Annotated in this window: 13 protein-coding genes; 4 read left to right on the forward strand and 9 right to left on the reverse strand. The window is 72.3% G+C overall.

Annotated features, from left to right (window positions below):
- Positions 1-32: 32 nt before the first annotated feature.
- The 6 genes from ACX25U_RS21345 to ACX25U_RS21370 all read right to left on the reverse strand — a co-directional run bounded on the left by ACX25U_RS21345 (position 33) and on the right by ACX25U_RS21370 (position 4,912).
- The gene (locus tag ACX25U_RS21345) at positions 33-1,202 is read right to left on the reverse strand and encodes a serine hydrolase domain-containing protein (protein WP_454394412.1); all 1,170 of its coding nucleotides are present in this window, start codon (positions 1,200-1,202) and stop codon (positions 33-35) included.
- A 77-nt stretch (positions 1,203-1,279) separates the two neighbouring features.
- Positions 1,280-1,726, reverse strand: a complete 447-nt coding sequence (locus ACX25U_RS21350) for an organic hydroperoxide resistance protein (RefSeq protein ID WP_454382340.1) — start codon at positions 1,724-1,726, stop codon at positions 1,280-1,282.
- A gap of 106 nt (positions 1,727-1,832) precedes the next feature.
- A complete protein-coding gene (locus ACX25U_RS21355; protein WP_454382342.1) occupies positions 1,833-2,300 on the reverse strand; it encodes a MarR family winged helix-turn-helix transcriptional regulator in 468 nt (155 codons plus the stop codon).
- Positions 2,297-3,046: an energy-coupling factor ABC transporter ATP-binding protein gene (locus ACX25U_RS21360; protein WP_454382343.1), complete on the reverse strand. Its 750-nt coding sequence runs from the start codon at positions 3,044-3,046 to the stop codon at positions 2,297-2,299. Before ACX25U_RS21360 ends, ACX25U_RS21355 begins: the two co-directional genes overlap by 4 nt.
- Positions 3,043-3,804 carry a cobalt ECF transporter T component CbiQ gene (cbiQ, locus tag ACX25U_RS21365; protein WP_454382344.1) on the reverse strand — a complete coding sequence of 254 codons (762 nt, stop codon included), beginning with the start codon at positions 3,802-3,804 and terminating at the stop codon, positions 3,043-3,045. Before cbiQ ends, ACX25U_RS21360 begins: the two co-directional genes overlap by 4 nt.
- A gap of 1 nt (position 3,805) precedes the next feature.
- The gene (locus ACX25U_RS21370; protein WP_454382345.1) at positions 3,806-4,912 is read right to left on the reverse strand and encodes an energy-coupling factor ABC transporter permease; all 1,107 of its coding nucleotides are present in this window, start codon (positions 4,910-4,912) and stop codon (positions 3,806-3,808) included.
- 187 nt (positions 4,913-5,099) lie between these two features.
- Between ACX25U_RS21370 and ACX25U_RS21375 the strand changes: the two genes are divergently transcribed.
- Positions 5,100-5,465: an SsgA family sporulation/cell division regulator gene (locus tag ACX25U_RS21375; protein ID WP_454382346.1), complete on the forward strand. Its 366-nt coding sequence runs from the start codon at positions 5,100-5,102 to the stop codon at positions 5,463-5,465.
- Between the two features lie 34 nt (positions 5,466-5,499).
- On the opposite strand, the gene ACX25U_RS21380 is transcribed toward ACX25U_RS21375, so the two are convergent.
- From ACX25U_RS21380 to ACX25U_RS21390, 3 genes are all read right to left on the reverse strand, one after another.
- Positions 5,500-7,170: a penicillin-binding transpeptidase domain-containing protein gene (locus tag ACX25U_RS21380; RefSeq protein ID WP_454382347.1), complete on the reverse strand. Its 1,671-nt coding sequence runs from the start codon at positions 7,168-7,170 to the stop codon at positions 5,500-5,502.
- 243 nt (positions 7,171-7,413) lie between these two features.
- Positions 7,414-9,039 carry a penicillin-binding transpeptidase domain-containing protein gene (locus ACX25U_RS21385; protein ID WP_454382348.1) on the reverse strand — a complete coding sequence of 542 codons (1,626 nt, stop codon included), beginning with the start codon at positions 9,037-9,039 and terminating at the stop codon, positions 7,414-7,416.
- A 105-nt stretch (positions 9,040-9,144) separates the two neighbouring features.
- Complete coding sequence (locus ACX25U_RS21390; protein ID WP_454382349.1) at positions 9,145-10,884, reverse strand: dolichyl-phosphate-mannose--protein mannosyltransferase; 1,740 nt, start codon at positions 10,882-10,884, stop codon at positions 9,145-9,147.
- A 97-nt stretch (positions 10,885-10,981) separates the two neighbouring features.
- On the opposite strand from ACX25U_RS21390, the gene rsmI reads away from it, so the two are divergent.
- The 3 genes from rsmI to ACX25U_RS21405 all read left to right on the forward strand — a co-directional run bounded on the left by rsmI (position 10,982) and on the right by ACX25U_RS21405 (position 13,358).
- The gene (gene rsmI / locus ACX25U_RS21395) at positions 10,982-11,830 is read left to right on the forward strand and encodes a 16S rRNA (cytidine(1402)-2'-O)-methyltransferase (protein WP_454382350.1); all 849 of its coding nucleotides are present in this window, start codon (positions 10,982-10,984) and stop codon (positions 11,828-11,830) included.
- Between the two features lie 236 nt (positions 11,831-12,066).
- On the forward strand, positions 12,067-12,435 hold the full coding sequence (locus ACX25U_RS21400) for a hypothetical protein (protein ID WP_454382351.1): 369 nt from the start codon (positions 12,067-12,069) through the stop codon (positions 12,433-12,435).
- A 38-nt stretch (positions 12,436-12,473) separates the two neighbouring features.
- A complete protein-coding gene (locus ACX25U_RS21405) occupies positions 12,474-13,358 on the forward strand; it encodes a TatD family hydrolase (protein ID WP_454382352.1) in 885 nt (294 codons plus the stop codon).
- The last annotated feature ends 23 nt before the right edge of the window (positions 13,359-13,381 follow it).

A 13,381-nucleotide genomic window follows, 5' to 3' on the forward strand; every position in this document is an offset into this window, starting at 1 on the left:
GCCCTGGGCCCGGACGCGCCCCGGGCTCGCGGCTACGTCAAGGACGCCGCGACCGCGCGTACCAGGGCCTGGGCCCTCGGGTCCGCCGTCACGCTCTTGCGGAAGCCGTTGGTGACATAGGCGAAGGCGATGCCCGAGTCGGGGTCGGCGAAGCCGAGGGCACCGCCGCGGCCCGGGTGGCCGAAGGAGCCGGGGCCGAGAAGCGGGGACGCGCTGCCGTGCAGCATGTAGCCGAGGCCGAAACGGGTGCCCACCACCAGGACGCGGTCCGGTCCTGCGGAGTGTTCCGCGCGGGCCAGGTCCCGGGTCTCAGGGGTGAACAGGCGCTTGCCGCCGTCCACTTCGCCGATCAGCGCCGCGTAGAAGCGGGCCAGGCCGTCGGCCGTGGCGATGCCGTTGGACGCGGGCAGGACCGCCGCGTGGTGGGCGGGGTCGTTCTCGTCGGGCGGTGGGGTGATGGCGGCGAAGGCGCGCCGGGTGAGGGAGTCGGGGTCGGCGTAGGCCTCGGCCACGGATCGCTTCGGGCGCGTCCGCAGGCCGTTCGCCGAGTGCGGGGGCTCGATCGGGCCCACCCTGCCCACGCGGCCGGTCTCGCCAGGCGGCAGGCCGACCCACAGGTCCGCGCCGACCGGTCCGGCGATCCCGTCGGCGATCCACTCGCCGATCGTACGGCCCGTGACCCGCCGCACCAGCTCGCCCGTCAGCCAGCTGTACGTGTGCGCGTGGTAGCCGTGGGCCGTGCCCGGCTCCCACGCCGGCGCCTGCGCGGCGACCGCCTCCGCGCCGAGCACCGGATCGGCGGCCTGCTCGGGCGTGAGCGGCCGGTCCAGCACCGGCACACCCGCGCGGTGGGCCGGCAGATGCCGTACGAGCGTCTGCTCCTTGCCCGCCGCCTTGTACTCCGGCCAGTACGTTCCCACCGGCGCGTCCAGGTCCAGCTCGCCGCGCTGGTGCAGCAGCAGGAGTACGGCGGCGGCGACGCCCTTGGTCGCCGAGCGCACGATCTGCGCGGTGCCCCGCTCCCAGGGGGCGGAGCCGGCCGTACCGTCGACGTCCCGCGCCCCCGCCCACAGGTCGACGACCTTGTGCCCGTCCCGGTAGACGGCCACCGCCGCGCCCCGCTCGCCCCGCACCGTGAAGTTCGCCGCGAACGCCTCCCCCACCGGCTCGAAGCCCTCGGCCACTGTGCCGTGCACGTCCACGTCCGCCACCCTTTCCGCTCTTCGCCTGCGACAGTGGGTGCAACACGGACGTACGGCCTGCGATTCCTGGGCGCCGGCTACCCGAGGACGATCGTCACGTCGATGTTGCCGCGCGTCGCGTTCGAGTACGGGCACACCTGGTGGGCCGCGTCGACCAGCTTGGCCGCGACGTCCGGGTCCAGGACCGGGAGGGAGACGCTGAGGGCGACGGCGAGGCCGTAGCCGCGGTGCTTGTTGGGGCCGATGCCGACCTTCGCGGCGACCGCGGAGCCGCTCAGGTCGTAGCCCGCGCGGTTGCCGACCAGGATCAGGGCGTTGTGGAAGCAGGAGCTGTACCCGGCGGCGAACAGCTGCTCGGGGTTGGTGCCCTCGCCGGTGCCGCCCATCTGCGGCGGCATCGCGACCTTCAGGCCTAGGTGGCCGTCCTGGCTGGTGACATAGCCGTCCCGGCCGCCGTGCGCGGTGGCCTCGGCGACGTACATGATCTTCGTCGGGCGGGTGTCGGCAGCGGTGCCGTCAGTCATGGTCGGCCTTCCCCGGAACAGGTGCGCGCAAGTGCATCGTGCACAAGGTACTGGCCGGTAAGTCAGTTGTCCCCACCCGGGGGCGCAACTGCGGGTAACTTTTTGATCAGTGGCGCCGCGCGGCCGCGTCGGCGCGCTCCGCCAGCCGCCGCAGCTCCTCGCGCAGCCGTACGACCTCCGCCGCGCCGACCCCCGTCGTCGCCAGCAGCGCGCCGGGCACGCGCGCCGCGCGCTCCCGGAGCTCCTCCCCGCGCCCGGTGACCGTGACGAGCACCGAGCGCTCGTCGCGCGCCGAGCGCTCCCTGCGCACCAGCCCCGCCGCCTCCAGCCGCTTCAGCAGCGGCGACACCGTGCCGTAGTCCAGGCGCAGCGCCGCGGCCAGCTCCTTCACCGTGGTCTCGCCGCGCTCCCACAGCACCAGCAGCACCAGGTACTGGGGATAGGTGAGCCCCAGCTCGTCGAGGAGTGGCCGGTACGCGGCCGTCACCGCGCGCTGGGCGGCGTACAGCGCGAAGCACAGCTGGTCGTCCAGCAGCAGCGACCCGGCGGGCCTTTCGTCGTCTTGACGCGTCACGCACCCATTGTCACGGACCGCGGATCGAAGCCGAAGGGCAGCTCCAGGCGGTGGGCACGCATCAGCGTGTCGTCGGCGAGCAGTTCGCCGGTCGGACCGTCCGCCGCGATCACCCCGTCGCTCAGGATCAGCGAGCGCGGGCACAGCTCCAGAGCGTACGGCAGGTCGTGGGTGACCATGAGCACCGTCACGTCCAACGAGCGCAGGATGTCGGCCAGTTCGCGGCGCGAGGCCGGGTCGAGGTTGGACGAGGGCTCGTCCAGGACCAGGATCTCCGGCTCCATGGCGAGGACGGTCGCCACGGCGACCCGGCGGCGCTGGCCGAAGGAGAGGTGGTGCGGCGGGCGGTCGGCGAACTCCCGCATGCCGACCCGCTCCAGGGCGGTGTGCACCCGCTGCTCCAGCTCCGGGCCCTTCAGTCCGGCCGCCGCCGGCCCGAAGGCCACGTCCTCCCGTACGGTCGGCATGAACAACTGGTCGTCCGGGTCCTGGAAGACGATGCCGACCTTCTGCCGGATCTCGGCCATGTGCTTCTTCCCGACCGGCAGCCCGGCCACCCGCACCGTGCCGGTCCCGCCGCCCAGGATGCCGTTCAGATGCAGTACGAGGGTGGTCTTCCCGGCGCCGTTCGGCCCGAGCAGCGCCACCCGCTCCCCGCGTCCGATGTCGAAGTCCACGCCGAACAGGGCCTGGTGGCCGTCGGGGTAGGCGAAGGCGAGGCCGGAGACCTCCAGAGAAGCTGTCATAGCGTCCATCCCAGCAGACAGACCACGAGCGCCGCGCAGGGGAGGGCCAGGGCGTACGACCACTGCGCCCGGGACGCGGTCACCTCGTCGATGACCGGCATGGAACCGGCGTATCCCCGGCTCACCATGGCCAGGTGGACCCGCTCCCCGCGCTCGTAGGAGCGGATGAACAGCGCGCCCGCGGACTTGGCGAGCACGCCCCAGTGCCGGATCCCGCGCGCCTCGAAGCCGCGCGACTCCCGGGCGATGCGCATGCGCCGCATCTCGTCGGTGATGACGTCGCCGTAGCGGATCATGAAGGAGGCGATCTGCACCAGCAGCGGGGGGAGCTTCAGGCGCTGCAGGCCGAGCAGCAGCTCCCGCAGTTCGGTGGTGGCCGCGAGCAGGACGGAGGAGGCGACGCCCAGGGTCCCCTTGGCGAGCACGTTCCAGGCGCCCCACAGGCCGTTCACGCTCAGCGACAGCCCGAGGACGTCCACCCGCTCGCCCTGGGCCACGAACGGCATCAGCACCGCGAACGCGACGAACGGCACTTCGATCAGCAGCCGCTTGAGCAGGAAGCCGGCGGGCACGCGGGCCACGGACGCGACGACCGCGAGCAGGGCGGCGTACAGGGCGAACGCCCACATCGCCTCCCGCGGGGTCGACACCACGACCACGACGAAGGCGAAGGCCGCGGCGAGCTTGGTGTGCGGCGGCAGGGCGTGCACGGGGGAGTGCCCGTGCCGGTACAGCCGGTGCGCGTGGCCCGCTCCCATGTCAGACGGCCTGGGACGAGGCGGACTCGGAGGAGTCGGCGGCCTCGGCGGCGGCCGTACGGCGCTTGCGGACCACCCAGAAGACACCGCTGCCCGCCACGACGGTCGCCCCGACGCCGATCACGCCCGCGAGCCCGCCGGACAGCCGGGCGTCCGAGACGTCCTTCACGCCGTAGTCGGCGAGCGGGGAGCCGGCGTAGGTGTGCTCCTTCTCCGTCCTGTCGATGCCGTGGTCGTGGGCGACCTTCTCCAGGCCGTCGGGGCTGGCGGAGGCGTAGAAGCTGACGAAGCCGGCGAGTATGAGGGAGGTGACCAGACCGGTGATCCACAGCTTGCGGTGGTGGGGGTGCCTCCCCGCTCGAGCGGAGCCGAGAGCTTGGGGGAGTGCGGCGACAGGGGCGGGCCCCGAGGCGGCCGGGGCGTCGACGAGTTCCCCGTTGACCCGCAGCTTCAGGCGCTGCTGGAGGTCGCGCGCGCCGTACACCAGGTCCGGGCGTACGGCGATGACGGCGCCGACGGTCAGCGCGGTGATCGCGGCCTCGCCGATGCCGATGAGGACGTGCACGCCGATCATGGCGGTGGCGACCTTGCCGATCGCGACGTCGGTGGTGCCGCCGACCGCGTAGATCAGCGTGAAGGCGACGGCGGCGGCCGGGACGGAGACGAGGGCGGCGACGAAGGAGGCGACGGTGACCGTGCGGCGGCCGCGCGGGAACAGCTTCACCAGACCGCGGAAGACGGCGTAGGCGACGACCGTGGTGACGACCGCCATGTCGGTGATGTTGACGCCGAGCGCGGTCAGCCCGCCGTCGGCGAAGAGGATGCCCTGCATGAGCAGGACGACCGAGACGCACAGGACCCCTGTGTAGGGGCCCACGAGTATCGCGGCCAGCGCCCCGCCGAGGAGATGGCCGCTGGTTCCGGCCGCGACGGGGAAGTTGAGCATCTGCACGGCGAAGATGAATGCCGCGACGAGACCGGCCAGCGGCGCGGTCCGCTCGTCGAGTTCCCGGCGCGCACCGCGCAGGCTCACGGCGAGGGCACCGGCGGCGACGACTCCGGTGACGGCGGAAGTGGGCGCGTTGATGAATCCGTCAGGCACATGCACCGTTCGATGATAGTGGCTTGTTGCGAGCCTTTTGCAAGAGCGAGGTGGTCGTGCGGAGGCGCCGGCGCATCGATGCCCGGCCGGGGGTTCAAGAAGCGGATTTCAGGAAATGTGGGAAATTAGGGGAGGGCTGAAAGCGCGGAACGCGCAGCTCTCGCACAGGCAACACCGCGTAAGGGGTCGTCCGATGTCGGTAGTCGAACAGTGCGTACGCGCCCACATACTCACGGACGACAACCAGGACGAGCAGGAGGACGTCGCCGTTCCGGTCGGCCTGCGCTACGACCCTCTGGCGGACCCGCGCGAGGTGCGGGTCGACCTGCCCGGCGCGTGCGAGTGGGCCTTCTCCCGGTCGCTTCTCGAGCAGGGCCTGTGCGCCCCGGCCGGCACCGGCGACGTGCGGGTGTGGCCGTGCGGGCGGGTGCAGACCGTGGTTGAGCTGCACTCCGCGCACGGTGTCTCGGTGGTGCAGTTCGAGACCAGGACGCTGATCAGGTTCCTGCGGCGGACCTACAGGGCGGAGTCGTTCGTCGCGACCGTCGCCCACGGGTGACGCCCGGAGCCCCGCCGGTGGCGCCGGGGCGTGTTCAGCCGCCCGCCTTCAGCAGTGCCGCCACGATCGGGCCGGCCGTGTCGCCGCCGGTGCCGCCCGCCTGGACGACGCCCGCGGCGGCGAGATCGCCGCGGTAGGCGATGAACCAGCCGTTGGGCTTCTTCTGGTTGTCGACCTCGGCGGAGCCCGTCTTCGCTCCGTAGTCCGGGCCGAGACCGGCCATGGCCTGGGCGGCGGTGCCGGACGCGGCCGTGTACCGCATCAGGTCGCGCAGCTGGGACAGCGTGGACGCGGACATCGTGCGGGAGGCCGTGGCGAGCTTGCGGCTGTCGACGGACGGCGAGACCAGGTACGGCTGGTGGAAGACGCCCGCCTTGACCGTCGAGGCCACCGACGCCATGTTCAGCGGGTTCATACGGACCCCGCCCTGGCCGATGAGCGAAGCGGCCATCGGGGCCGCCGTCTGCACCGGGACCGCGCCGTCGAAGGACGGCACGCCGATCGCCCAGTCGCCCTGCGCCAGGCCGAAGACCTGCTGGGCCTGCTGGGTCAGGTCGGAGTTCTTCAGCTTCCCCGCCTGGCTGATGAAGGCCGTGTTGCAGGAGCGGGCGAAGCTCGCCTTGAACGTCCCGTCCTTGATCTCGAAGTCCTTGTGGTTGTGGAACTCCCAGCCGCCGTAGGGGAACGTCTTCGGGCAGGGATGCGGCTTGTCGGCGGAGGCCAGGCCCTTCTCGATGAGCAGCGACGCGGTGACGACCTTCATCGTGGAGCCGGGGGCGAGGGAGCCCTGGAGGGCGGTGTTGAAGTTGCGGTTGCTGTTCGCCACGGCGAGGATCTCACCGGTCGACGGGCGCATCACGACCACCGAGGACCGGTCCTTCCGGGACACCTCCTTCTCCGCCGCGGCCTGCAGGGACGGGTTCAGCGTCGTCTTCACCGTGCCCGGCGTGCCCTTGCTCAGCTCCAGGAGCGTCTTGTCGGACAGCTTCGCCTTCTTCGACTCCTTGCCGCGGACCACGCGCAGTTCCACGCCCGCCCTGCCGCCCGCCGTCGCGCCGTACTTCTCGCGCAGCCCGTCCAGGACCGGACCCAGCGAGGGGTACGTGGCGGTGGTCATCTCGTCGCCGTCCCGGTCCAGGGCCTTGACGGGCGGGGTGCCGGACTCGCCGGTGACGAGGGTGTCGCCGTCCTTCAGCTCGGGGTGGACGACGGCGGAGTGCCAGTCGACGACCGGCTCGCCGTCCTCGGCGCGCCGGACGACGGTCAGCGCGCTGTCGTACGCCAGCGGCTTGGTCTGCCCCTTGTAGGAGACGGTCGCCTTCACGGAGAACGGCACCTTGCCGCCGCTGCGGGTGCCCGCGGTGAGCGTGACGTCCTTCAGGTGCGCGTCCTTGGTGCAGCCGGTCAGCAGGGCGGCGGCCGCCGCGGAGTCGCTGGTCGCGGCCGCCGCCTCGGTGGGCCTGCCCTGCTGCCAGGCGGTCAGGAACCGTACGGCCGTGGTCTGCACCTCGGTCGCCGACAGCGGGCCGGTCTTCACCGCCTTGCGGTGGCCGTCCGCCGCGGTCTGCGTCCGGTTCTCGGCCTCCGCGCCGCCGTACAGCGCGTAGGCACCGGCGCCCGCGCCGATGGCGACCACGGCGATCACTCCGCCGACCACGGCGGGAGACGTCTTCCGTCGCTCGGCGACGCGCCTTCTCTTGCCCACTGTGTTCCGTCCTCCGCGATTCCCCAGGGCGCCCCCACTGCCCTCACCCGCCACACGCACCTCGACGTCGACCACCCTAGAGCCTGCCGCCGCATCCCGGCCTGCCGGGCGACGCCGGGCGCTCCCCGAGCCGGGCCCGGTTGTCGGCGCGGGTGTGGGGGGCGCGCCCGCGCGGCGGAGCCGCACGTCGATACAGTCCCGCGCCCCTGGGCGGGGGCGTGTGCGCCCGCGCTCCGGGCCCGGTCAGCCGCCCGTGCGCAGGACCGCTGCCACGATCGGGCCCGCCGCGTCGCCGCCGTGGCCGCCCTCCTGGGTCATGGCGGCGGCTGCCATGTCGCCCCGGTAGCCGGTGAACCAGCTGTTGGACTTGGCCTGGCCGTCCACCTCGGCGGAGCCGGTCTTCGCGCCGATGTTGCCGCTCAGGCCCGACATCGCGGTGGCCGCGGTGCCGCTGGTGGCCGTGCGGTTCATCATCCGCCGCAGCTGGTCGACCGTGCCCGCAGACAGGCCCCGGGCCCGGGCCAGCGGGCGGTCGTCGAGCGACGGCGGGACGATGACCGGCTGGCGGAAGGTGCCGGTCATCGCGGTGGCCGTCACCGACGCCATGTTCAGCGGGCTCATCTGGACCTGGCCCTGCCCGATGAGGTTGGCCGCGGTGTCCGGCCCTCCGGAGGCGGGGACCGAGCCGTCGAAGGTCGGGACGCCGACCTTCCAGTCGTCCCGCCCGAGCCCGAAGCGGTCCTCGGCCTCCCGGGTCAGGGAGTCCACCTTGACGTCGTCCGCGTACTTCACGAACGCCGTGTTGCAGGAGCGGGCGAAGCTCTCGGCGAGGGTGGCGTTCTCATTGGGGGCCATGCTCTTGAGGTTGTGGAAGGTCTGGCTCTGCCACACCGCCTCGTCGGGACAGGGCGCGGGCCCGCCCGCCGTGGTGATCCCGTTGTCGATGAGCGTGGCCGCGCTGATGATCTTCATGGTGGAGCCGGGCGCGAGCCGTCCGAGGAAGGCGGCGTTGAAGCCGTCGGCACGGTGGTTGGCGACCGCGAGCACCTCGCCGGTGGACGGCTTCACGGCGACCACGGACGACTCGGCGTAACTCCGCACGGCCCGCTCGGCCGCGGCCTGCGCGGTTGCGCTGATGGTCGTGGGCAGCTTGCCCGGCCGGCCCTTGGCGAGGGTGATCAGCGGGGTCTCGGCCGCGTTCGTGTCCTCGTGCCGGATGCTCAGCTCAATCCCGGGCGTGCCGCCGGCCTTGTCGCCGTACTTCTCCCGCAGCGCGTCGAGGATCGGCCCGAGGGACGGGTACTTGTCCCTGGTCAGCACGGCTCCGTTGCGGTCGACGGCCTCGATCGGCGCCGCCGCCGACTCGCCGGTGACGAGCGTGTCGCCCTTCTTGAGCTCGGGGTGCACCACCGACGGGTCCCAGTCGACCAAAGGCCGGTGCGTGGTGGCGCCGCGCACGACGGTCAGCTTGCTGCGGTAGGCGAGCGGCTTGGACTTCCCGCCGTAGGACACGGTGGCCTCGACCGAGAAGGGCACAGTGGTGCCGGAGGCCGCCCCGGGCGTGATCCTCACGTCGGTGATGTGCGCGTCGTTCCCGTAGGCGGTGAGCAACTGCCCGGCCACCTCGGGGAAGTTCGTGTACGACGCGGCCGTCGCCGCCTGGTTCTTCTCCCAGGCCGCGAAGAACTTCGCCGAGGCCTCCTTCACCTCGTCCCGGCTCGGCGGCCCGGTCCTCGCGGGCGCGGGACCGCCGCCGACAACCGTTTTCCCGTCCAGCGCGGACACGAAGTTGTACGTCCCGTACCCCGCTCCGCCCACCAGCGCGGCGAGCACCCCGCCGACGACGGCGACCTTGGCCCCCTTGCGCATGAAAGCGCTCCCTCCCCGTTAGCAGAACCACGACTCTAAGTGGCTGAAGGGGAAACTGTGAGGCTTGTTTTCGGATGTTGTCCGAACAGTGATCAGCCGGCTGACTCAAACCCAGGTGTCCAGCCACATACGTGAACGCCACGAGTCGATCGGGATCGACGTGCCGGTGTACAGCGGCCAGAAGTAGACGAAGTTCCAGGCGATCAGCAGGACCAGGACCCCCGCGCCGGTCGCGCCCGCGACGCGGCGGGTGTCCGTGGAGCCGGGCGGGCCGACGATCGCGCCGATCAGCGTCGCGACCGCGAGGCACAGGAACGGCAGGAAGACGACGGCGTAGAAGAAGAAGATCGTGCGTTCCTGGTACATGAACCAGGGCAGATAGCCGGCCGCGACGCCGCAGGCGATGGCGCCCGCGCGCCAGTCGCGGCGGAAGAACCAGCGCCACAGCACGTACACCAGCGCCGCGCAGGCCGCCCACCACAGCATCGGCGTGCCGATGGCGAGGACCTCGCGGGCGCACTTGCCGACCGCGTCCGCCGGACAGCCGTCCGTGCCGGGGGAGGGGGACTCGTAGAAGTACGACACCGGGCGGCCGTCGACGATCCAGCTCCACGGGTTGGACTGGTAGGTGTGCGGCGAGGACAGGCCGACGTGGAACTTGTAGACCTCGTGCTCGTAGTGCCACAGGCTGCGCAGCCAGTCCGGCAGGAAGGCGAAGAAGCCGCCCTTGCCGTCGGTCGCCGCCCAGTTGCGGAAGTAACCGCCGGTGCCGTCGTCGGGGGAGCGGATCCAGCCGATCCAGGAGACCAGGTAGACGGCGATCGCGACCGGGACCGTGGACAGGAACGCCCGGCCGAGGTCGTACTTGAGGACCGCCACGTACGGGTGCCGGGCGCCGGCCACCCTGCGGGAGCCGACGTCCCACAGCACGGCCATCACGCAGAACGCGACCAGGACGTACAGGCCGTTCCACTTGGTGCCGAACGCCAGGCCCAGCATGAGGCCCGCCGCCCACCGCCACGGGCGCAGGCCGAGGCGGGCCGTCTCGGCCGTGTGCGCGTCGGGACGGACCCGGCCGTCGGCGTCGGCCGGGAGCGCGGCGGCGAGTTTCGCCCTGGCCCGGTCGCGGTCGACCAGCAGGCAGCCGAAGGCGGCCAGCACGAAGAACATCAGCACACCGTCGAGCAGCGCGGTCCGGCTCATCACGAAGTGCAGGCCGTCCACCGCCATCAGCGCGCCCGCCAGACAGCCGAGGAAGGTGGAGCGGAACAGCCGCCGGCCGATCCGGCACAGCATCAGCACGGACAGCGTGCCGAGCAGCGCCGTCATGAACCGCCAGCCGAACGGATTGAACCCGAAGATCAGCTCGCCGAGGCCGATCGCGTACTTGCCGACCGGCGGGTGCACGACGTACGCCGCGTCCGAGGGGATGGGGACGTGGCCGCCGGTCTTCAGGATCAGGTCGTTGGCGTTCTTGTCCCAGTTGACCTCGAAGCCGCGGTGGACGATCGCCCACGCGTCCTTGGCGTAGTACGTCTCGTCGAATATCACCGCCTTCGGGCTGCCCAGGTTCCAGAACCGCAGCACGCCCGCCATCAGCGTGACCAGCAGCGGGCCGCCCCAGCCCGACCAGCGGGCGAACCGGTCGGCGAACGTCCGCGGAACGCCGAAGGCAGCCCACAGGCGCTCACTGGGCTGCGCATACGGCGGCACCAGACGGTCGCGGACGTCGCTTGCGGGCCCCGCCGAGTAGCCGAAGCGGCGCAGCCGCTGCTGCCACGACGGTCGCTGGTCGTACGGGGCCAGGCCCTGCCGGGTGTCCGTGGAGGACGTGGTACTGGTCACCGCGCCATCGTAGGGAACCGTTCTGTGTGAGTCCCGCGCATGGCCGGTACCGGCCGGGATGCGTCCGCCTCCCAGGGCGCTTGAGAGGATGGGAGGCGTGACTGGAACCCTGGTTTTGGCGGGCACTCCCATCGGCGACGTCCAGGACGCACCGCCCCGGCTCGCCGAGGAGCTGGCCGGCGCGGACGTGATCGCCGCCGAGGACACCCGACGGCTGCGCCGGCTCACGCAGGCGCTCGGCGTGACCCCCAAGGGGCGTGTCGTGTCGTACTTCGAGGGCAACGAGTCCGCCCGTACGCCGGAGCTGGTCGAGGAACTGCTCGGCGGCGCGCGCGTGCTGCTGGTGACGGACGCGGGCATGCCGTCCGTGTCCGACCCCGGCTACCGGCTGGTCGCGGCGGCCGTCGAGAGGGACGTCCGGGTGACGGCCGTACCGGGTCCGTCCGCCGTGCTCACCGCGCTCGCGCTGTCCGGGCTGCCCGTCGACCGGTTCTGCTTCGAGGGGTTCCTGCCGCGCAAGGCGGGCGAGCGGCTGACCCGGCTGCGGGAGGTCGTCGGCGAGCGGCGCACGCTGGTCTACTTCGAGGCCCCGCACCGGCTCGACGACACACTCGCCGCGATGGCCGAGGTGTTCGGCGCCGAGCGGCGGGCCGCCGTGTGCCGGGAGCTGACCAAGACCTACGAGGAGGTACGGCGCGGCGGGCTCGGGGAGCTGGCCGCGTGGGCCGCCGAGGGCGTGCGCGGCGAGATCACCGTCGTGGTCGAGGGGGCGCCCGAGAAGGGGCCCGAGGAGGTCGGCGCCGAGGAGCTGGTGCGGCGGGTACGGGTGCGCGAGGAGGCCGGCGAGCGGCGCAAGGAGGCCATCGCGGCGGTCGCGGCCGAGGCCGGGGTGCCCAAGCGGGAGGTGTTCGACGCGGTGGTCGCCGCCAAGCGCGCGGGGGCGTGAGAGGGCGCCCGCGGCCGCTCTGAGCAGGACGCATCTCTCCTGAGCGGGCGCCCCATGGGGCGGCAAAGGGCAGTGCTGGAAGGCAAAGCGACTTCGGCCGTCCAGGGGAGCCTTTGACAAGCGGAGTCCAAATCGCCTCCAACACTCCACAGGCCGTGAGCGTTCGCGTCAGGGGCGGCGTTCACTGGACGGCGGGACGTGTCCGTCCCTTTGTCCAGTGGACGAGAGGAGTCGGCGTGAGCGGGATCACAGGGCCGGCCGGCCGGCGCGGCACGGCCACCGCAGTCGTCAACGAGTCCTACTCCTTCGCCTGCATGCGATGCGGGCACGGATGGGAGCAGTCGTACGAGATAGAGCACCACACGGACGGTGACGGCAACGAGTTCGTGCGGTACGTGGCGGACGGCCGCGTCGTTCCGTCCCCGCTGTCCCGGCCGAGCTGCGGGAACTGTGACGGTCACGTCGTGAGGATCATGCGGGCCGGACGGGTGTCGTCCGCGCAGAGCCCGCTGCACCGGCGGCCCCCGGCCCCGGCAGGCCGGCCCGAGCGCCACCACTGGCACCTGTCCGACCTGCTGCACCCGTTCCACCGCCACACGGGATGACGAACGGTGACGGCATGCCCCTTTCGTAGGATCGGGGCATGCCTTCCCACGCCGACAAGAACGCGGCGCCCCCGCTTCCGGAACCGCTCCGGATACCGGTCGCCGACTCCCACACCCACCTCGACATGCAGTCCGGCACCGTCGAGGAAGGCCTGGCCAGGGCCGCGTCCGTGGGGGTGGCGACGGTCGTCCAGGTCGGCTGCGACCTCAAGGGCTCGCGGTGGGCCGCCGAGACGGCCGCGGCGTACGGGAGCGTCCACGCCACGGTCGCCCTGCACCCGAACGAGGCCCCGCGCATCGTCCACGGCGACCCCGACGGCTGGTCGAGGCAGGGCGCCCGCGAGCCCGGCGGGGACGCGGCGCTGGACGAGGCGCTGGCCGAGATCGACAAGCTGGCCGCGCTGCCCCAGGTCAAGGGCGTCGGCGAGACCGGGCTCGACTACTTCCGCACCGGCCCCGAGGGCAAGGCGGCACAGGAGAGGTCCTTCCGCGCCCACATCGAGATCGCCAAGCGGCACGGCAAGGCCCTCGTCATCCACGACCGCGAGGCCCACGCCGACGTCCTGCGCGTCCTCAAGGAGGAGGGAGCCCCGGAGCGGACGGTGTTCCACTGCTACTCGGGCGACGCGGAGATGGCGCGGATCTGCGCCCGGGCCGGCTACTACATGTCCTTCGCCGGCAACGTCACCTTCAAGAACGCCCAGAACCTGCGGGACGCCCTCGCCGTCGCCCCGCTGGAACTGGTCCTCGTGGAGACCGACGCGCCCTTCCTGACCCCGGCGCCGTACCGCGGACGGCCCAACGCCCCGTACCTCGTTCCGGTCACGGTACGCGCGATGGCCGCCGTGCGGGGCATCGACGAGGACGCCTTGGCGGCGGCGCTGGCGGCGAATACGGCACGGGCGTTCGATTACGTTCGGTAGTCGGTCGGCTTTGGAGGGTGGCG

The sequence above is a fragment of the Streptomyces sp. JNUCC 63 genome (assembly GCF_054366325.1).

Bases quoted from the DNA above. Each gene is read 5' to 3' on its own strand.
- ACX25U_RS21350 (WP_454382340.1), bottom strand. From the start codon at position 1,726: ATGACTGACGGCACCGCTGCCGACACCCGCCCGACGAAGATCATGTAC.
- ACX25U_RS21360 (WP_454382343.1), bottom strand. From the start codon at position 3,046: ATGACAGCTTCTCTGGAGGTCTCCGGCCTCGCCTTCGCCTACCCCGAC.
- ACX25U_RS21405 (WP_454382352.1), top strand. From the start codon at position 12,474: ATGCCTTCCCACGCCGACAAGAACGCGGCGCCCCCGCTTCCGGAACCG.
- ACX25U_RS21375 (WP_454382346.1), top strand. From the start codon at position 5,100: ATGTCGGTAGTCGAACAGTGCGTACGCGCCCACATACTCACGGACGAC.
- ACX25U_RS21385 (WP_454382348.1), bottom strand. From the start codon at position 9,039: ATGCGCAAGGGGGCCAAGGTCGCCGTCGTCGGCGGGGTGCTCGCCGCG.
- cbiQ (WP_454382344.1), bottom strand. From the start codon at position 3,804: ATGGGAGCGGGCCACGCGCACCGGCTGTACCGGCACGGGCACTCCCCC.